10 protein-coding genes are annotated in these 20,061 nt (G+C 68.5%); 4 read left to right on the top strand and 6 right to left on the bottom strand.

The features are described 5' to 3' along the window. Positions 1-4: 4 nt before the first annotated feature. Genes LT948_RS14680 through LT948_RS14655 form a run of 6 tightly spaced genes read right to left on the bottom strand, consistent with a single transcriptional unit; the run spans position 5 to position 6,825 of the window. The gene (locus LT948_RS14680) at positions 5-1,636 is read right to left on the bottom strand and encodes a BatD family protein (RefSeq protein WP_003091302.1); all 1,632 of its coding nucleotides are present in this window, start codon (positions 1,634-1,636) and stop codon (positions 5-7) included. Then, positions 1,633-3,393 (bottom strand): VWA domain-containing protein, encoded by a 1,761-nt coding sequence (locus LT948_RS14675; protein ID WP_003091298.1) that lies wholly within the window; start codon positions 3,391-3,393, stop codon positions 1,633-1,635. Before LT948_RS14675 ends, LT948_RS14680 begins: the two co-directional genes overlap by 4 nt. After that, on the bottom strand, positions 3,390-4,412 hold the full coding sequence (locus tag LT948_RS14670) for a vWA domain-containing protein (RefSeq protein ID WP_003091297.1): 1,023 nt from the start codon (positions 4,410-4,412) through the stop codon (positions 3,390-3,392). Before LT948_RS14670 ends, LT948_RS14675 begins: the two co-directional genes overlap by 4 nt. Further along, positions 4,405-4,899 carry a DUF4381 domain-containing protein gene (locus tag LT948_RS14665; RefSeq protein WP_003091296.1) on the bottom strand — a complete coding sequence of 165 codons (495 nt, stop codon included), beginning with the start codon at positions 4,897-4,899 and terminating at the stop codon, positions 4,405-4,407. Before LT948_RS14665 ends, LT948_RS14670 begins: the two co-directional genes overlap by 8 nt. After that, the gene (locus LT948_RS14660; protein ID WP_003091295.1) at positions 4,896-5,834 is read right to left on the bottom strand and encodes a DUF58 domain-containing protein; all 939 of its coding nucleotides are present in this window, start codon (positions 5,832-5,834) and stop codon (positions 4,896-4,898) included. The genes LT948_RS14665 and LT948_RS14660 overlap by 4 nt, the downstream gene beginning before the upstream one ends. Positions 5,835-5,844: 10 nt before the next feature. Next, positions 5,845-6,825 carry an AAA family ATPase gene (locus LT948_RS14655; protein ID WP_003091294.1) on the bottom strand — a complete coding sequence of 327 codons (981 nt, stop codon included), beginning with the start codon at positions 6,823-6,825 and terminating at the stop codon, positions 5,845-5,847. Positions 6,826-7,165: 340 nt separating this feature from the next. On the opposite strand from LT948_RS14655, the gene LT948_RS14650 reads away from it, so the two are divergent. The 4 genes from LT948_RS14650 to LT948_RS14635 all read left to right on the top strand — a co-directional run bounded on the left by LT948_RS14650 (position 7,166) and on the right by LT948_RS14635 (position 20,039). Further along, positions 7,166-7,936 (top strand): hypothetical protein, encoded by a 771-nt coding sequence (locus LT948_RS14650; protein ID WP_003091293.1) that lies wholly within the window; start codon positions 7,166-7,168, stop codon positions 7,934-7,936. Between the two features lie 273 nt (positions 7,937-8,209). Further along, a complete protein-coding gene (gene gdhB, locus LT948_RS14645; RefSeq protein ID WP_033996114.1) occupies positions 8,210-13,072 on the top strand; it encodes an NAD-glutamate dehydrogenase GdhB in 4,863 nt (1,620 codons plus the stop codon). 561 nt (positions 13,073-13,633) lie between these two features. Then, a complete protein-coding gene (locus tag LT948_RS14640) occupies positions 13,634-16,480 on the top strand; it encodes a bifunctional glycoside hydrolase 114/ polysaccharide deacetylase family protein (protein ID WP_023091572.1) in 2,847 nt (948 codons plus the stop codon). Continuing rightward, positions 16,458-20,039, top strand: a complete 3,582-nt coding sequence (locus LT948_RS14635) for a tetratricopeptide repeat protein (protein WP_023091573.1) — start codon at positions 16,458-16,460, stop codon at positions 20,037-20,039. The genes LT948_RS14640 and LT948_RS14635 overlap by 23 nt, the downstream gene beginning before the upstream one ends. Positions 20,040-20,061 lie beyond the last annotated feature (22 nt).

Genomic DNA, 20,061 nt, shown 5'->3' with positions numbered 1-20,061 from the left:
CCGTTCAGCGCGGATAGAGCGGTGGCAGGCCGCCATTGTCGACCGCTCCCGCCGGCGCTTGTTCCGTGGTGGGCAGGGCGCGGATCGCCCGCCACAGGTCCTCGCCCTGCCAGGAATGGCCGCTCTCGCTGTACAGCGCGCCGTTGAGGCCATCCAGGGCGTCGGACAGCGGTACGAAGCGGGCCGCCATGTCGGCCAGGGTATCGGGTTGCTGACGAGCCCAGGCGTCCAGGGCCTGGCGGGTCGCCTGGGGATCGTTGGCCAGGCAGGCGCGGCGCAGCTCGTCGAGCAGGCTGCGGCTGCTCGGGCCGTTGGCTGCGGCGCGGATCACCGCCGGCAGCTGGCGGGCGCGCCACCAGAGGCCGAAGCCGAGCAGGGTGGTCAGGGCCAGCACGGCGGTAGCCAGTTGCCAGGGCCACAGCGTCGGTTCCAGGCGTTCGCCGAGCGGCAGCGCCGCTGCCGGCGGCTCCGCCTCGGCCTGCGGCGCGGCGGCCACTTCCAGGGTGCGCGGTGGCAGGCTGGTGCGCTCCAGGCGGTCTTCGCGGGTGTTCCACCAGACCACTTCGAGCGCCGGCAACTCGATGCGCCCGGCCTGCTCGGGCACCAGCGCCTCGCGTTCCTCGCGACTGCCGATGAGGCCCTGGTCGGTGCTCTGGTCGGCCAGCTGCGGTTGGTCCGGGTAGCGCCGCAGGCCTTGCACGTCGGGCAGCGGCAACGGCGGAAGCTGGGTGCCGGAAAGCCCCTCGACCTTCAGCAGCACATTGCGCGTCAGCGATTCGCCGACCTGCGCCTGCTCCGGCTGCGGGCTCCAGCTTTCGCTGATGCTCAGCGCGCGGGCCGGCATCCAGGGCGCGTCGGCCGGATAGTCGGCAGGCTTGGGCCGGACCTGCAGCGGGATGCTCGGCGAAGTCACCCGCATCTGCCGGCCGGGGCGCGGGCCGAAGGGGTTGTAGTCGTCGCTGCCACGGTCGACCAGGGTCGCGCTGAAGGCTTGCGCAGGAATCTCCAGGGTGCCGCTCTTCTGCGGGAAGATCGCGTAGCGCACCTCGATCACGCCGTGGCGGATGCCGTTGATCTCCTTCTCGTAGGTACGCGCCTCGCCGAGCTGTTCGACCTTCGCGTCGTTCATCGTCAGCGGGGTCAGGCTGCTGTCGTCGTATAGCGATACCGAGTGGTAGATGCGCAGGGTGAGGATCGCCTGGGCCTGCACGTAGACCTTCTCCTGGTCGACGCTGGCATCGATGAAGACCGGCGCCAGCTTGCTGCTCTTGGCGCGGTCGCGCGCCTCCAGTACGTGCAGCCTGATCGGCTGGGTGCTGCTGGCGCCGAGGCTGATCGGCGGGATCGCCACGTAGCCGCTCTGCTTCGGCAGGAGGGTGACGATCCAGCGGGTGGTGGCCTGGGCCCGACCGTTCTGCGTGGCGAGACGGTTGACCTGGCGCGTGCCGAGGACCTCGAAGAGGGCGTCCAGCGGGCTCAGGTCGGGCTTGCCGAAGAGGGTCGGGTCGTCCGATTCCAGCGTCAGTTCGACGCTTTCCCCTTCGGTCAGGCGGGCGCGATCGACGCTGGCGCTGAAGCTGGCGTGGGCGGAGACGCAGAGGAGCGCGAGAAGCAGGCTGCAGAACAGGCGGATCATGGCGTGGCTTCCTGGCGTTGCTGCTGTTGGTACCAGAACTTGCGCCGCAGCAACTCGGCGGGATCGTCGGGAATCTGTCGCAGCCATTGCTCGAGGGCCTGGCGACGTTCGTCGTCGAGTCCGTCGTCGGCTTCCTCGTCACCCGTCCGCTCGTCCTCGGCGTCGGGCTGCGGCTGCGCTTGGCCGGGTGCTCCGGCGGTCTTCTCGCCTTCGTCTTCCGGCAGGCTGGTCGAGGGCGCCGCGGCCTGGGCCTTCTGCGCATCGACGGTCGCCGCATCGCGCGGCGGCCGCTGGCTGCTTCCGGATGGCGGGCTCTGCTGGCTCGCTTCCTGGCGCTGTTCCTTGTTCTCGCCGGCCTGCTGCTGCGCCGCCTGTTCCTGGCGCTGGCGCAGCAGTTCCTCGACCAGGGCCTTGTTGCGTTGCGCGGCGACCAGTTGCGGCTGGCGCTCCAGGGCTTGTTCGTAGGCGTCGACGGCGGCTTCCAGTTCGCCCTGGCGGGCCAGGGCGTTGCCACGGTTGTAGTGATCGTCGGCCTGGTCGCCCTGGGCGAAGGCCTGGGCCGCGGCGGCGTAGTCGCGGGCCTGGTAGAGCGACAGGCCTTTCCAGCGGAAGTCCTCGAAGCGCTTCGCCGCCTCGTCCGCCTGGCCCCGTTGCAACAGGCGCTGGCCTTGCTGGTCCGGACGCAGCCAGAGGTCTTCGAACTGGAAGGCCATGGCCGGTTGCGGCAGGCTCAGCATCAACAGCGGCAGGCAGAACAGCCAGCCGCGCCGTCCGGCACAGGCGGCCAGCAGGAGCAGCGGCAGGAGCAGCCAGTACCCCTGGTCGGCCCAGCGCTGCAAGCGCAGCAGGGCGTTCTCGCGGTCTTCCTCCAGCGTGCCGCCGCGGGCCAGCAGGCCGAGGCTGTCGAGGTCGCGGTCGTTCGGCCGCAGGCGCTGGTAGCCGGCGCCGATCTCCACGGCGAAGCGGCGCAGCCCGCTTTCGTCGAGCCTGGGCAGGAGGATGCCGCCCTGATCGTCCTTGAGGAAGCTGCCATCCTCCTGCTGCACCGGAGCGCCCTTCGGCGTGCCGACGCCGAGCACGGCGAGGCGCGCCGCCCGGTGCTCGAGGGCGCTGCGGATGCCCTGGCGCTCGGGTTCGCTCAGCCCGCTGGTCAGCAGCAGCAGGCGGCCGCGGCCCTGGGCGCCCTGTTCCAGCAGGTCGAGGGCCTGGCGCACCGCGAGGTCGGCGCGCTGGCCGGGCTCGGGCATGATCGAAGGTTTCAGGGCGTCGAGCAGGTTGCGCGCGGTGAGCTGGTCGTCCGACAGCGGCACCAGGGTATGCGCGCTGCCGGCGTAGACGACGATCGCGGTCTGCGCGTCGTTGCGCGTGCGAAGCAGGTCGAGCAGCTTGCGCCGGGCCTGTTCCAGGCGGGTCGGCGACAGGTCGCCGGCAAGCATCCCGGGAGTCAGCTGGAGGATCGCCACCAGCGGGTCGCTACGCTTCATCGAGGGCTGTTCCAGTTGCTGCCAACTGGGCCCGAGCAAGGCCAGCAGGGCCAGCAGCCAGGCGATGCCGAGGCAGATCCAGGGCATGCGGTTCTGCCGCCCGGCGCCGCCGACCAGCAGCCAGGGCTGGAAGGCCGTCGGCAGCAGCAATTGCCAGCGTCCGGCACGACGCTGGCGATGCAGCAGCTTCCACAGCAACCAGCCAAGCAGCGGCGCCAGCAGCAGCCAGTAGGGGCGCAGCCAGTGCGGCCAGGCGTCCAGCAACAGGTTCATGGTTGCCTCCCGGAACGGCGGCGCGGCCAGGTCCGGTTTTCCCGTGGCCAGAGTTCCAGCGCCACCAGCAGCACGCTCAGGCCGAGGGCGGCGGCCAGCGGCCAACTGTACAGCGCCAGGGCCGGGCGCGCCCGGGTAGTCTGCTGGGCGACCGGTTCGAGGCGATCGAGGGTCGCGGAAATGCTTTCCAGCTCGGCGCTGGATCGCGCGCGGAAGTATTCGCCGCCAGTGATCTCGGCGATACCGCGCAGGGTCGGCTCGTCGAGATCGAGCCCCGGGTTGAAGCCGAACAGGCCGGGCACGCCGCCCTGCTGCGGGTCGGCGCCGACGCCGATGGTGTAGATCTTCACCTGTTGCTCGGCGGCCAGTTGCGCGGCGATCTGCGGGGCTATCTGTCCGCCGGTGTTGGCGCCGTCGGTGATCAGCACCAGCACCCGGCTTTCCGCGGGCCGCTGGCGCAGGCGCTTGACCGCCAGGCCGATGGCGTCGCCGATCGCGGTGTTCTTGCCGGCGATGCCGATCTGCGCCTCGTCCAGCCAGACCCGCACGGTGTGCCGGTCGAAGGTCAGCGGCGCCTGCAGGTAGGCCTGGCTGCCGAACAGGATCAGGCCGACGCGGTCGCCACGACGGTCTTCGATGAAGTCGCCGAAGAGTTTCTTGATCAGTTCCAGGCGGCTGATCTCGTCGTCCTGCCAGCGCATGTCGCGGTAGTCCATGGAGCCGGAGACATCCACCGCGAGCAGCAGGTCACGGCCGCTGGCGGGGAGCGGCAGGGGTTCGCCGACCCACTGCGGGCGGGCCGCGGCGAGCAGCAGGAGGAACCAGAGCAGGGCGAAGCGCACCTGCTGCCGCCAGGCCGGCAGGCGTGCGCGGGCACGGCGTCCGGCGAGGCTTTCGAGTTCGTCGAGGAAGCTCACCTTGAGCGCCGCCTCGCCGCTGTCGGCGGCCGGCAGCACCAGGCGCAGCAGCCAGGGCAACGGGGCGAGGGCGAAGACCCAGGGCCAGGCGAACTCAAACATGCTTGCGAATCCAGGTGGCGACGGCGGCGTCGAGGCCGTCCACGGCCTTGTCGTCGAGGGTGCAGTCGGCACGGTAGCCGCCTTCCACCAGGATCATCCAGCGGGTCAGGCCGGCGGCCGGGCAACGGTTGTCGAGGAACGCCAGCCAGGCGCGGCCGCTGAGGGCGTGGCTGCCGCTATCTGGCCAGCGCGCCCTGCAGACCCGCTTGAGCAGGCCGTTGATGGCTTGCAGCCAGGGCCCGGCGGAAGCCCTGCCGTAGGGCTTGGCAAGCGCGGCCAGTTCGGCCAGGGCCGCTTCGCGCAGCGGATCCAGCGGCGCTTCGCCGCGGGTGGCGATGGTGCGCCGCGGCAGGTGCCGGCGCAGTCGCCAGAGCCCCCAACCGAGCAACGGCAGCAGGGCGGCCAGCAGCCACCAGCCGGGCGCCGGCGGCCACCAGCCGATGGGCGGGGGGGCGATAAGCGGTTCCAGCCGGTCGAGCGGGTTCATGCGCGATACCCCGGCTGGTGTTGTTCCAGCAGGTCCCGCAACTGCTCCACCAGGTCTTCCTGGGTCGACAGCGGCAGCAGCGGCACGCCCAGTCGCTGGGCCAGCCGCTGCCAGCGCGCGCGGCGCGCCTCGGCCAGCTCGCGATAGGCCTGGCGCAGCTCGTCGGCGTGGGTGTCCAGCTCGAGGTCGGCGGCGCCTTCGCGGAAGCGCAGCAGTCCGGCGGCGGGGAGGGCATGGTCGAGCGGGTCGGACAGCGGCAGCAGCACCAGGTCGGTATGGCGTGCGATCAGGCTGAGTTGCTGCTCGGCGACGTCATTGAGGGTGCGCTCGTCGCACAGCACCAGGATCAGGCTGCCCGGGCGCAGCACTTCGCGGGCGCGGCGCAGGGCCAGGCCGAACAGTTCGCCAGGTCGCTCGGCCGGCGTCTCGCGCAGCTCGCGATTGGCCCGCAATAGCTGGTTGAACAGTTGCAGCAGGCTGTGCTTGCTGCGTCGCGGCTTGATTTCGTGGCAGTCGCGGTCGCTGAATACCAGGCCGCCGATACGGTCGTTGTGGGCCAGCGCCGACCAGCCGATGAAGGCCGCCGCGCGTGCCGCCAGCACCGCCTTGAAGCACAGGCCGGAGCCGAAGAACAGGCGCTGGCTCTGTTCGACCAGGACGAACACCGGTCGCTCGCGTTCCTCGTGGAACAGCTTGGTGTGCGGCTCGCGGGTGCGCGCGGTGACGCGCCAGTCGATGGTCCGTACGTCGTCGCCGGGCTGGTAGATGCGCACCTGGTCGAAGTCCACGCCGCGTCCGCGCAGGCGCGAGTGATGCAGGCCGACCAGCGGGCTGCGGCGGTTCTGCGAGGAGAACAGGCGCGCTTCGTGGAGCCGGTGGCGCATTTCCAGAAGCTCGTCGAGGCCCAGTTCGACGCCAGGGGCGGCGCTCAGCATGGCGGCGGCCTCAGGCCACGGCGACCACGTCGAGGATGCGCTGCACGACCCGGTCCTGGTCGATGCCGGCGGCTTCCGCCTCGAAGGTCAGGATCAGGCGATGGCGCAGCACGTCGAACAGCACCGCCTGGATGTCCTCGGGGCTGACGAAGTCGCGTCCGCCCAGCCAGGCGTGGGCGCGCGCGCAGCGGTCGAGGGCGATGGAGCCGCGCGGGCTGGCGCCGTAGGAGATCCATTCGGCGAGTTCCGCGTCGTGCTTGGCCGGGGTGCGGGTGGCCATGATCAGTTGCACCAGGTATTCCTCCACCGCGTCGGCCATGTACAGGCCGAGGATTTCCTGGCGCGCGGCGAAGATGGTTTCCTGGGTCACCCTGCGCTCCGGCCGGGCCTCGCCGTTCAGTGCCTCGCCACGCGCCTGCTGGAGGATGCGGCGTTCCACCGAGGCCTCCGGGTAGCCGATCTTGACGTGCATGAGGAAGCGGTCGAGCTGGGCTTCCGGCAACGGGTAGGTACCTTCCTGCTCGATCGGGTTCTGTGTCGCCATCACCAGGAACAGCTGTGGCAGGTCGTAGGTGCTGCGGCCGACCGAAACCTGGCGCTCGGCCATGGCTTCGAGCAGCGCCGATTGCACCTTGGCCGGGGCGCGGTTGATCTCGTCGGCCAGCACCAGGTGATGGAAGATCGGGCCTTGCTGGAACACGAAGGTGCCGGTCTCCGGACGGTAGATCTCGGTGCCGGTGATGTCGGCGGGGAGCAGGTCGGGAGTGAACTGGATACGGTGGAACTCGGCTTCGAGGCCTTCGGCGAGGTCCTTGATGGCCTTGGTCTTGGCCAGTCCCGGCGCGCCTTCCACCAGCAGGTGGCCGTCGGCTAGCAGCGCGATCAGCAGGCGGTCGACGAGTTTTTCCTGGCCGAGGATCTGGCTCGACAGGTAGCCCTTCAGTCCCTGCAGGGCGCTCTTGTGCTGCGTGCTTTCTGGCTCGTTGCTCATTGTCTGGACTACCGGTTCCAAGGCCTGCTGGGGTGTCGCTCGGTGGCGCACGGCGAGGCCGGCGCGCGCGGGCGGGGAGAAGGCTCCGCTCTGCGGCGGATGACGGCCCCCCGATCCCGCACATGTTAGCGCACGGCGACTGCCTAGCGTACTCTCCGACGCTCGTGCCGCGCCTATTCGTGAACCCGCGCGGGTATGCCGGTGAAAAGCCTCCGCCTCTCGCCGTGACCTGCCTCGCGAAGCGTGGCGGATCGACGCGCCCGGGGAACTTCGCCGGCTCAGGCGGGTCGGTTTCCGCGATGCGAACAGCGAATGGACAGAGCGTTTGTCAGGAGCGACATTGCCGGGGCTTGCCCGGCGCAAGGGGGAGGGCCGCGCCCGGCGTGGGTGGCGGCGCTGGGTCGGCGGGCTGCTGTTGCTGCTCGGCGCGCTCGCCAGCGGATGTTCGAACGCGCCGCGCAACGCCGCCGGCGAGGACACCAGCCAGGGTTCGATGCGCGCCGGCGAATTCCTCCAGACCGATGCCGATCGCATGGCCACCCTGGCCATGCGCGACAACCTGCAAAGCCTCTACCAGTTGCTCTGGAAGCTGTACAAGCGCAATCCCGCCGAATGGAAGAAGACCGGCCTGCCGAGCCAGGCCGACGCCGAGCTGGCGATCCGCCGGGCCATCGAGCAGAACCGCGAACTCAGCGACCTGGGCGGCCGCCGCGACATCGCCGCGCTGTCCTACTCCCTCGATCCGGCGTTCAAGGGCGACCGCGTCGGTGCCTTCATCTACTCCCTGGCCAGCATGCTGATCACCGCCCATGGCGGGCGCACCGAGTTCTACGTCTATCAGGGAATCGACGCGCAGTACGTCTACAACGCCGCGCGCAACGTCGAGGTCGCCACCTGGATGCTGGCTACCCGCAAGGACGACAAGGGTGCCCCGTTGCTGCTTTCCAACGCCCTCACCGACGACGCCAGCAACCTCAGCTACGCCCGCGAGTTCGCCAAGATCGTCGCGCGCCTGGACCTGCTCGCCGAGGTGCTCGGCGAACGCTACCGGCGGATCAGCGTGAACTACGCCCAGGGACTGCTGTTCATGCATTTCCTGCCGGTGCAGTGAGCCGATGCTCCCGGGGTGAACGAATATGTCGCAGCACGGTAAGTGTTTTGCCTTGCCGGCTCGTTAAGCTCTGTCGGATATGACCGGCGGGTCGCTCGCCGAAAAAGGGCGGTTCCCGGTCAGCCTTTGCTGTGCGCCTGCCTGCCTGGATTAATGCTCAGCTTCTGCTGAACTTCATGGACGCAGCGAGGGTCGGTCCGAAGGTGCGTTGCTCGCGACCTTTCCCGCGAACCGCTCGCCTCCATGAAATAACAAGCCAAGCGGAGTACAACCATGGCGTTCTTCACCGCGGCCAGCAAAGCCGATTTCCAGCATCAACTGCAGACGGCACTGGCGCAGCACCTCGGCGACAAGGCGTTACCACAAGTCACGCTGTTCGCCGAACAGTTCTTCAGCCTGATCTCCCTCGATGAACTGACCCAGCGTCGGCTTTCCGACCTGGTCGGTTGCACCCTTTCCGCCTGGCGCCTGCTGGAGCGCTTCGACCGCGACCAGCCCGAAGTCCGCGTATACAACCCCGACTACGAGAAGCACGGCTGGCAATCCACCCACACCGCGGTGGAAGTGCTGCACCCGGACCTGCCGTTCCTGGTCGACTCGGTGCGCATGGAACTGAACCGTCGCGGCTACAGCATCCATACCCTGCAGACCAACGTCCTCAGCGTGCGCCGCTCGGCCAAGGGCGAGCTGAAGGAAATCCTGCCCAAGGGTAGCCAGGGCAAGGACGTCAGCCAGGAATCGCTGATGTACCTGGAGATCGACCGCTGTGCCCACGCCGGCGAACTGCGGGCGCTGGAGAAGGCCCTCCTGGAGGTGCTCGGCGAAGTGCGCGTGACCGTCGCCGACTTCGAACCGATGAAGGCCAAGGCCCGCGAACTGCTGACCTGGCTTGGCAAGGCCAAGCTGAAGGTGCCGGCGGAGGAACTGAAGGAAGTGCGCAGCTATCTCGAATGGCTGCTGGACAACCACTTCACCTTCCTCGGCTACGAGGAATTCAGCGTCGCCGACGAGGCCGACGGCGGGCGCATGGTCTACGACGAGAAATCCTTCCTCGGCCTTACCCGTCTGCTGCGTGCCGGCCTGAGCAAGGATGACCTGCACATCGAGGACTATGCCGTCGCCTACCTGCGCGAACCGGTCCTGCTGTCCTTCGCCAAGGCTGCCCATCCGAGCCGTGTGCACCGCCCAGCCTACCCGGACTACGTGTCGATCCGCGAGCTGGACGGCAAGGGCCGGGTGATCCGCGAGTGCCGCTTCATGGGCCTGTTCACCTCCTCGGTGTACAACGAGAGCGTCAACGACATTCCCTTCATCCGCGGCAAGGTCGCCGAAGTGATGCGGCGCTCCGGTTTCGACACCAAGGCCCACCTCGGCAAGGAACTCGCCCAGGTGCTGGAAGTGCTGCCGCGCGACGACCTGTTCCAGACCCCGGTGGACGAGCTGTTCAGCACCGCCCTGGCGATCGTCCGCATCCAGGAGCGCAACAAGATCCGCGTGTTCCTGCGCAAGGACCCCTACGGTCGCTTCTGCTACTGCCTGGCCTACGTGCCGCGCGACGTGTATTCCACCGAGACGCGCCTGAAGATCCAGCAGGTCCTGATGGAGCGCCTGCAAGCCAGCGACTGCGAGTTCTGGACTTTCTTCTCCGAGTCGGTGCTGGCCCGCGTGCAGTTCATCCTCCGCGTCGACCCGAAGTCGCGCATCGACATCGACCCGGCGCGCCTGGAGGAAGAAGTGATCCAGGCCTGCCGTTCCTGGCAGGACGACTACAGCAGCCTGGTGGTGGAAAACCTCGGCGAGGCCAAGGGCACCAACGTCCTGGCCGACTTCCCGAAAGGCTTCCCGGCCGGCTATCGCGAGCGCTTCGCCCCGCACTTCGCGGTGGTCGACCTGCAGCACCTGCTCAGCCTGTCCGAGCAGCGCCCGCTGGTGATGAGCTTCTACCAGCCGCTGGCGCAGGGCGAGCAGCAACTGCACTGCAAGCTGTACCACGCCGACACCCCGCTGGCCCTGTCCGACGTCCTGCCGATCCTGGAGAACCTCGGCCTGCGCGTGCTCGGCGAATTCCCCTACCGCCTGCGCCACCAGAACGGCCGCGAATACTGGATCCACGACTTCGCCTTCACCTACGCCGAAGGGCTGGACGTGGACATCCAGCAGCTCAACGAGATCCTCCAGGACGCCTTCGTCCACATCGTCAGCGGCGACGCCGAGAACGACGCCTTCAACCGCCTGGTGCTGACCGCCAACCTGCCGTGGCGCGACGTCGCCCTGCTGCGTGCCTACGCGCGTTACCTGAAGCAGATCCGCCTGGGCTTCGACCTCGGCTACATCGCCAGTGCGCTGAATGCCCACACCGACATCGCCCGCGAGCTGGTGCGGCTGTTCAAGACCCGCTTCTACCTGGCGCGCAAACTCACCGCGGAAGACCTGGAAGACAAGCAACAGAAGCTGGAGCAGGCGATCCTCGGTGCCCTCGACGAAGTCCAGGTGCTCAACGAGGACCGCATCCTGCGGCGCTACCTCGACCTGATCAAGGCGACCCTGCGGACCAACTTCTACCAGCCCGACGGCAACGGCCAGAACAAGAGCTACTTCAGCTTCAAGTTCAACCCGAAGGCCATCCCGGAGCTGCCCAGGCCGGTGCCCAAGTACGAGATCTTCGTCTACTCGCCGCGCGTCGAGGGCGTGCACCTGCGCGGCGGCAAGGTGGCCCGCGGCGGCTTGCGCTGGTCGGACCGCGAGGAGGACTTCCGCACCGAGGTGCTCGGCCTGGTCAAGGCCCAGCAGGTGAAGAACGCGGTGATCGTGCCGGTCGGCGCCAAGGGCGGCTTCGTCCCGCGCCGCCTGCCGCTTGGCGGTAGCCGCGACGAGATCCAGGCCGAGGCGATCGCCTGCTACCGGATCTTCATTTCCGGCCTGCTCGATATCACCGACAACCTCAAGGAAGGCGAAGTGGTGCCGCCGGCCAACGTGGTCCGCCACGACGAGGACGATCCCTACCTGGTGGTCGCCGCGGACAAGGGCACGGCGACCTTCTCCGACATCGCCAACGGCATCGCCGCCGAGTACGGTTTCTGGCTCGGCGACGCCTTCGCCTCGGGCGGCTCCGCCGGCTACGACCACAAGGGCATGGGGATTACCGCCAAGGGCGCCTGGGTCAGCGTGCAGCGGCATTTCCGCGAGCGCGGCATCGACGTGCAGAAGGACAACATCAGCGTCATCGGCATCGGCGACATGGCCGGCGACGTGTTCGGCAACGGCCTGCTGATGTCGGACAAGCTGCAACTGGTGGCCGCTTTCAACCACATGCATATCTTCATCGACCCGAACCCGGACGCCGCCAGCAGCTTCGTCGAGCGCCAGCGCCTGTTCAACCTGCCGCGTTCGAGCTGGGCCGACTACGACGCCAAGCTGATCTCCGCCGGCGGCGGGATCTTCCTGCGCAGCGCCAAGAGCATCGCCATCACCCCGGAAATGCAGGCGCGCTTCGACATCCAGGCCGACAGGCTGGCGCCCACCGAGCTGATCCACGCGCTGCTCAAGGCGCCGGTCGACCTGCTCTGGAACGGCGGGATCGGCACCTACGTGAAGTCGAGCAAGGAAACCCACGCCGATGTCGGCGACAAGGCCAACGACGGTCTGCGCGTCGACGGCCGCGAGCTGCGCGCGAAGGTGGTGGGCGAGGGCGGCAACCTGGGCATGACCCAACTGGCGCGGGTCGAGTTCGGCCTGCACGGCGGCGCCAACAATACCGACTTCATCGACAACGCCGGCGGCGTGGACTGCTCCGACCATGAGGTCAACATCAAGATCCTGCTCAACGAAGTGGTGCAGGCCGGCGACATGACCGAGAAGCAGCGCAACGCGCTGCTGGTGAAGATGACCGACGCGGTCGGCGCCCTGGTGCTGGGCAACAACTACAAGCAGACCCAGGCGCTGTCCCTGGCGCAACGTCGCGCCCGCGAGCGGATCGCCGAGTACAAGCGGCTGATGGGCGATCTCGAGGCGCGTGGCAAGCTCGATCGCGCCCTGGAGTTCCTGCCTTCCGACGAGGAGCTGGCGGAACGCATCAGTGCCGGCCAGGGGCTGACCCGCGCCGAGCTGTCGGTGCTGATCTCCTACAGCAAGATCGACCTCAAGGAATCGCTGCTGAAATCGCTGGTGCCGGACGACGACTACCTGACCCGCGACATGGAGACCGCCTTCCCGGCATTGCTGGCGGAGAAGTTCGGCGACGCCATGCGCCGCCATCGCCTGAAGCGCGAGATCGTCAGCACGCAGATCGCCAACGACCTGGTCAACCACATGGGCATCACCTTCGTGCAGCGCCTGAAGGAGTCCACCGGCATGAGCGCGGCCAACGTCGCCGGGGCCTACGTGATCGTTCGCGACGTGTTCCACCTGCCGCACTGGTTCCGCCAGATCGAGAACCTCGACTACCAGGTGCCCGCTGATATCCAGCTGACCCTGATGGACGAACTGATGCGTCTCGGTCGCCGCGCCACCCGCTGGTTCCTCCGCAGCCGCCGCAACGAGCTGGACGCGGCGCGCGACGTGGCCCACTTCGGCCCGCGCATCGCCGCCCTCGGCCTGAAGCTCAACGAGCTGCTCGAAGGGCCGACCCGCGAGCTGTGGCAGGCGCGCTACCAGACCTACGTCGACGCCGGCGTGCCGGAACTGCTGGCACGCATGGTGGCCGGCACCAGCCACCTGTATACGCTGCTGCCGATCATCGAGGCGTCCGACGTGACCGGCCAGGACACCGCGGAAGTGGCCAAGGCCTATTTCGCCGTGGGCAGTGCGCTGGACCTGACCTGGTACCTGCAGCAGATCACCAACCTGCCGGTGGAGAACAACTGGCAGGCGCTGGCCCGCGAGGCGTTCCGCGACGACCTCGACTGGCAGCAGCGGGCGATCACCGTCTCGGTGTTGCAGATGCAGGACGGACCGAAGGAGGTCGAGGCGCGCGTCGGCCTGTGGCTGGAACAACACCTGCCGCTGGTCGAGCGCTGGCGGGCGATGCTGGTCGAACTGCGTGCCGCGTCGGGTACCGACTACGCCATGTACGCCGTGGCCAACCGCGAGCTGATGGACCTGGCGCAGAGCAGCCAGCACGGTGTCTGCATCCCCTGATGCGACCGGACTGACGGCAAGCAAGAGCCCCGCCTGAGTGCGGGGCTCTTTCATTCTGGCGCGGCGAAAACCTGCGGTGTTTGCGGTGGCTGAGGCGCTGCGCGGCGACAAATGTCCGGCGCCCGGCGTTAGCCCGGAAAGGACAACCTGACTCACAGATTTAATAAATATTTAGTTATTAGAAACTCTATTAATAGGTTCATATGGATCTATGACTTCTCCGCTTCGTATGCCTTGGCCGGGATCCTGTCGATCGCATAAACCCCCGGCAGCCCGTACTTCCTTCCCCGCCCGGTGAGTTTTCCGATGACGTCGCGGCGGTCACGCGGGAGGCAAGAGCAGGCAAAAGGACACCATGGCGTCCTGTATGTGCCTAAAAATTGACAGTTTCCGCTTAAAAAATTAGCAATTAGCATATTTAGTCATTAGATTGACGTTAATCGCCTGCGGCTGCTTTGGCCGTGCCCGCACTGTCAGGGATTCGACGTTGCCATCGGAAACCGCATCCATGCTCCCGACCTGCCGCTTCGGTCGGTATCGACCCTGCCGCGTAGGCTGGGCATGCGGTTCAGCAAGAAAGGAATCGCCGTGCTGCGTCTGCCGTCCCGCCGTAACATCCTTCGACCCATCGAACGCCCGCTCGCCTGGCTTGCCGGCCTGGCGCTGGCGCTTTGTGCCGGCGCTGCCGCAGGGGCTGCCGGCGGGCCGTCCAGCGTGGCGTTCTGGTACGCCGAGCGGCCGCCGCTGGCCGAGCTTTCCCAGTTCGACTGGGTGGTGCTTGAGGCGGCGCACCTCAAGCCGGCCGATGTCGGGTATCTGAAAGAGCAGGGCAGCACGCCCTTCGCCTATCTGTCGGTCGGCGAGTTCGACGGCGACGCCGCCGCCATCGCCGATAGCGGCCTGGCCCGGGGCAAGAGCGCGGTCCGCAACCAAGCCTGGAACAGCCAGGTAATGGACCTCGCCGCGCCGAGCTGGCGGGCGCACCTGCTCAAGCGCGCCGCGGAGCTGCGCAAACAGGGCTACGCCGGCCTGTTCCTCGATACCCTGGACAGCTTCCAGCTACAGGCCGAGGAGCGCCGCGAGGGCCAGCGCCGGGCGCTGGCCAGTTTCCTCGCCCAGCTGCATCGCCAGGAGCCGGGCCTCAAGCTGTTTTTCAATCGCGGTTTCGAAGTGCTGCCGGAGTTGCCCGGCGTCGCGTCGGCGGTGGCCGTGGAGTCGATCCATGCCGGTTGGGACGCCGCTGCCGGGCAATACCGCGAGGTGCCCCAGGACGATCGCGATTGGCTGAAGGGTCACCTGGATGCCCTGCGCGCCCAGGGCATGCCCATCGTCGCCATCGACTACCTGCCGCCGGAGCGGCGCGACGAGGCGCGCGCGCTCGCTGCGCGCCTGCGTAGCGAAGGCTACGTGCCGTTCGTCAGCACCCCGGCGCTGGACTACCTGGGGGTGAGCGACGTCGAGGTGCAACCGCGGCGCATCGCGCTGCTCTACGATCCGCGCGAGGGCGACCTGACCCTGAGCCCCGGCCACGTCTACCTCGGCGGCCTGCTCGAATACCTCGGTTATCGGGTCGACTACCTGCCCACCGACCAGCCGCTGCCCGAACGTCCGCTGAGCGGTCTCTACGCCGGGGTAGTCACCTGGATGACCAGTGGACCGCCGCTGGCCAGCGACGCCTTCGACAACTGGATCGCTGCGCGTCTCGACGAAAAGGTGCCGGTGGCGTTCCTCGCCGGCCTGCCCACCGAGAACGACGGCCTGTTGCAGCGCCTGGGTATTCGCCGGCTGTCGCAGAAGCTCAAGGTCAAGCCGAGCACCGAGACCCACGACCAGGCGCTGTTGGGCGCCTTCGAGGCGCCGCTGGTGATCCGGATCCGCGACCTGCCGGCGCTCACCGTACTCGACCCGGCGCGGGTGGCCCCGGCGCTCAAGCTCAAGGGCGACGGCAAGGAGTACGTGCCGGTGGCGACCGCCGACTGGGGCGGCTTCGCCCTGGCGCCCTATGTGCTGGAGGAGGGTAGCGAGCACCGGCGCTGGATCCTCGATCCGTTCGCTTTCCTGCGCAAGGCCTTGCGCCTTGCGCCGCTGCCGAGTCCCGACGCGACCACCGAGAATGGCCGGCGCATCGCCACCGTGCACATCGATGGCGACGGCTTCGTCTCCCGTGCCGAGGTGCCCGGCAGTCCCTATGCCGGCCAGCAGGTGCTGGAGGACTTCATCAAGCCCTATCCGTTCCTCACCTCGGTCTCGGTGATCGAAGGCGAGGTCGGGCCGAAGGGCATGTACCCGCACCTGGCCAGGGAGCTGGAGCCGATCGCCCGGCGCATTTTCGCCGACGACAAGGTCGAGGTCGCCAGCCATACCTTCAGCCATCCGTTCTTCTGGCAGCCGCAACTGGCCGAGCAGGGCGAGAACTTCGAGGCCCAGTATGGCTACAAGATGGCCATCCCGGGCTACGACAAGGTCGACTTCGTACGCGAGGTGATCGGGGCCCGCGACTACATCGAGCAGCGCCTGACCACCCCGCGGAAGCCGGTGAAGATGATCTTCTGGTCCGGCGACGCGCTGCCCGACGCCGCCACCATCAAGCTCGCCTACGACGCCGGGCTGATGAACGTCAACGGCGGCAATACCGCGCTGACCCGGGCCTTTCCCTCGCTGACCGGACTCTACCCGCTGATCCGGCCCACCCGCGGCGGCGTGCAGTACTACGCGCCGATCATCAACGAGAACGTCTACACCAATCTCTGGCAGGGGCCGTACTACGGCTTCCGCGGCGTCATCGATACCTTCGCCCTGACTGACAGCCCGCGCCGCCTGCGCGGCCTGCACCTCTACTACCACTTCTATTCGGGGACCAAGCAGGCCTCGATCCGCACCATGCACCAGATCTACGCGGCGATGCAGGCGGAGCATCCGTTGTCGCTGTGGATGAGCGACTACATCCCGCGCCTGGAAGGCCTGCATCGCGCCAGCCTGGCCAAGCGTGCCGATGGCAGCTGGCAACTGCGTGGCTTCGCCGCCCTGCGCACCCTGCGCCTGGACCCGGCGCTGGGTTGGCCGGACCTCGCTCGCTCCACGGGAGTCGCGGGCGTGCGCGACCTGCCCCAGGGGCGCTATGTACACCTGAGTGCGGCGAATGCGCACCTGGTCCTGCGCGACAGCCGCGATCCGCGGCCGGCGCTGGAGGAGGCCAACCTGCCGCTGAAGCACTGGCGCTACCGCGACGATGGCCGCGTCGAGTTCGCCTTCGCCGGGCACCTGCCGTTGCGCCTGGTGGTGCGCGCGGCGGGCGATTGCCGGCTTAGCGCGGCCGGCAAGGCCTTCCCGGGAAAGGCCGGCAACGGCCTGTGGACGTTCGAGTTGCCGATGGAGCAGGTGCGCGATGGCCAACTCGCCTGCCGCTGACAAGCATCCCAAGGCGCGCCTGCTGAATCCCTGGGCCCTGCTGCCGGTCGCTCTCGGGGTGGCGCTGGTGCTGTGGCTGACCTTCAACAGCGAAGAAGTATTCATGCCCAGCGGCGATGGCGAGCCCGACGCGGTCTCGGTGAACTACGCCGAACTGCTGTTGCAGGCGCACCCGGAGAACGACGCGCTGCGCCTGACCCTGATCGACCTGCTGGTCAAGCTCGGCGACTTCGAGCAGGCGCGTCATCACCTCGCCCTTCTGCGCGGCAAGGACCGCCTGGCAACGCCGTTCTACGAGGTGGAACTGGACATCCTCGGCGCCCTGGCCAGGCCCGAGGGCATGGATGAGGAGCAGACGCGCCGATTGCTGGAGCGCCTGCGCAAGATCGAGCATGTTTCGTTGAACGACGCCATGCTCGAACGACTTGCCCGTCATGCCCTGGCCCTGGACGCGCCGGACCTGGCGGCGCGGACCTTTGCCGAACTGGCCGGCCGCGACCCGCAGGGCCGGCAGCGCTGGCTGGACGAGGCGGCGCGCTGGTACCTGGCTTCCGGCGAGCCGCTGCCGGCGGCGGACATCCAGCGGCAACTGGCCGAAGCGCAAACCGAGCCGGCGAAGCGCCTGGCCTATCTGCGCCAGGCCTTCGCCAGCCTGCTCGCTGGCGAGCGCGGCGAACAGGCGGCGTTGTTGCTGGACGAGCGGCTGGACGCCTTGCCGGAGGATGAATCGACCCTGGCCTGGCTCGCCGAGGGCGTACGCGCCGCCGAAGGCAGCCAGCGCTACGACCTGGCCGAACGCTTCATCCGGCGCTGGCGCGAATTGCGCCCCGAGGACCATGAGGCGCTGGCCGCCGACCTGCGCCTGAACATGGCCGCCGGGCGGATCGAGCGGGCCTGGGAGGTCGGCCAGGAGCTGCTGGCCCTGCGCCCGCAGGACAGGACGCTGCTGGCCGATCTCGCGCGCCTTGGCGAATGGACCGGCAACGGCCCGCAGGCCCTGGGCCTGTGGAAGCAACTGCTGGCCGGCGCCGATGACCCGGCCCTGCGCGAGCATGCCTGGCGCCTGTCGCTGCAGATGTTCGATTTCGACAGCGCCATCGAGCTGCTGGCGCCCATCGGCGCGCAGCGACAGATGACCGACGAGGAACTCGATGCGCTGGTCTACAGCCATGAAACCCGCGGCACGCCGGAAGAGGGCGAGGCATGGCTGCGCGGCTACGTGCAGGGTTATCCGAAACAGCGCCTGGCCTGGCAGCGCTTGCAGCAGATCCTCGAACACACCCAGCAGTTGCAGGAAGAGACCGGGGTCTGGGCGCGGATGGCCCGGCATTTCCCGCTGAGCGTCAAGGAACGCATGCAGTGGGCGGAAACCCACTGGAACCTGTTCGATCCGCGCCAGGCCTGGAAGGTCCTCGCCGGCGTGGATACCCGCGCGATCCGCGAGCCGGAGTTCTGGCGCCTGCGCGCGGCGCTGGCCTGGGCCCTGGAGCAGGACGACGATGCCCGCGCCGCCTACGAGCGCATGCTGGCCCTGGACATCCGCCTGAACAGCAGCGACGAGGACCAGTTGATCGCCCTGTACCGGGACAGCAATCCGAAGCAGGCCTTGCAGGTGCTTATCGGCAGTTGGCAGCGCAGCCGCGATCCGCGGCGCCTGGCCAGCGCCCTGCAACTGGCGGAGAACCTCCACGACTGGCCGGCCCTGAAGAGCCTGCTGGCCGAGGCCGAAGGCCTGCCGGAAGCGCAGGGCAGCCCCTATTACTGGGTGGCCAGGGCGCGGCTGGCGGAACAGGAAGGCCATGGCGACGTCGCCGAGCGTCTGTACCGGGAAGCCCTGGTGCGTTTCCCCGGCGAGAACCTGGTGCGCGAACGCCTGCTCTGGTTCTACATCGACCGTGGCCGTCGCGACAGCCTGGCGCCCCTGTTGGCGCAGTGGCATGGCCTGGCGCTGCGGGACAGCACGCTGTGGCTGCCGTTCGCCAGCGCCAGCCTGCTGCTCGAGCGTAACGACCAGGCGCTGGCCTGGTTCCGCCTGTACCTCAAGTCCAATCCCAACGACTGGCTGGTGCAGGCCGCCTACGCCGACGCACTGGATGCCAGCGGCTACCAGGACAAGGCCCTGCGCCTGCGCCGACTACTGCTCCGGCGGCTCGACCGCGAGGCGGTCAGGGCCACCCCGGACAGCTTCGCCGCCTACCTACGCCTGCTCGCCGTGGCCCAGGGGCCGCTGCTCGCCCAGGGCGAGGCGCGGCGGGCCTGGAATGGCGAGCCGGCGATGCTGCAGCTGTGGTTCGAGCAGTTCCTCGACCAGCTCGCCGCCACCAACCAGGAGCCGCTGAAGGATGACTGGCTGGCCTGGGCGCGCGGCCGGGGCCTGAAGATCGGGCGCAACGAAGAGATCCAGGCCGCCCTGCGCAGCCAGAATCGCGCCGCCCTGCAACGCCTGCTGGAGCGCGGCGAGCTGGATCCGGCGCAGCGGGTCGAGGCGCTGGTGCGTCTCGGCCATGGCGGCGAAGCGCTGGGCGAGGCCCTGGGCGCACTGGGCGACGGCCACTCGCGCGACAACCGCGAGCAGCTGCGGCGGCAGGCGGCGGAAATCCTCGAACGCACGCCCCAGGGCCTGCAACTGGGTTGGAACAAGCGCGACTTCGGCGGTCTCGACTTCAAGGGACCGACGCTGCGCGCGGCGCGCCACCTCGGCGACGACTGGTACGCCGACCTGGCGCTGGGCAGCGGTCGCTATCGCGGCGACGCACTGGATAGTTCGCTCCTCGGTAGCGAACGCAACGCCAGGCTGACGTTGCGGCGCGAACTGGCCGATGGCTTCGCCGCGGCGACGCTCGATGGCAGCTGGCGCGACGACGAGGACCGCCACGGTCTGGGGTTGCTGCGCAATTGGCGGCTGAGCTCGCGCGACGAACTGGAAGCGGGCCTCGATTGGCACCGCGAGACCGACGAGACCGGCCTGATGCGAGCCCTCGGCATGCGCGACAGCCTACGGCTCGGCGGCCGCCACACCCTCAGCGGGCGCGACCAGTTGAGCTGGTCGCTGGCGCACAACCGCTTCTCCACCCGCCAGGGCGACGACCTCGGCAACGGCGAGGCGCTGTCCCTGGAATGGGCCCACACACTGTTCTTCGACGGCCCGGCCTGGCAACTGCGCGGCGGCATCGACTACCAGCGCAATCGCCTGGAGAACCGCGTGCCGGACGACCTGCTGGCGGCCCATGGCGGTGCGCTGGTGCTCGATGGCGCGCGCAGCCAGGACCTGCTGCAGGACCGCTATGGCCAGGTCTACCTCGGCAGCACCTGGCGCCGTGGCTTCCCTGGCGCGCTGAACCGCAGCCGTCCGCAATACACCTGGATCGTCGACACCCTGGCCGGCTGGCAGTGGACAGAGAAGGAGTTCAACTACGGCATCGATCTCGGCATCGGCATGGAGCTGCTGGGCGACGACGAACTGGCGTTCACCTTCGGCTACCAGTCGGCTCCCCAGGGGGGCGGCGGCGATGCCGGCGGCACGCTCGGGGTGACCTACAGCACGCGCTTCGGCCGCTGAACGCGGCCCGGATACGGAATTC

It is taken from the genome of Pseudomonas sp. CP-1, from assembly GCF_021213715.1.
Taxonomy (GTDB): Bacteria; Pseudomonadota; Gammaproteobacteria; order Pseudomonadales; family Pseudomonadaceae; genus Pseudomonas; species Pseudomonas aeruginosa.
Note: the sequence above shows the minus strand (reverse complement) of the source record. Positions and strands in the feature narration are given on the sequence as shown.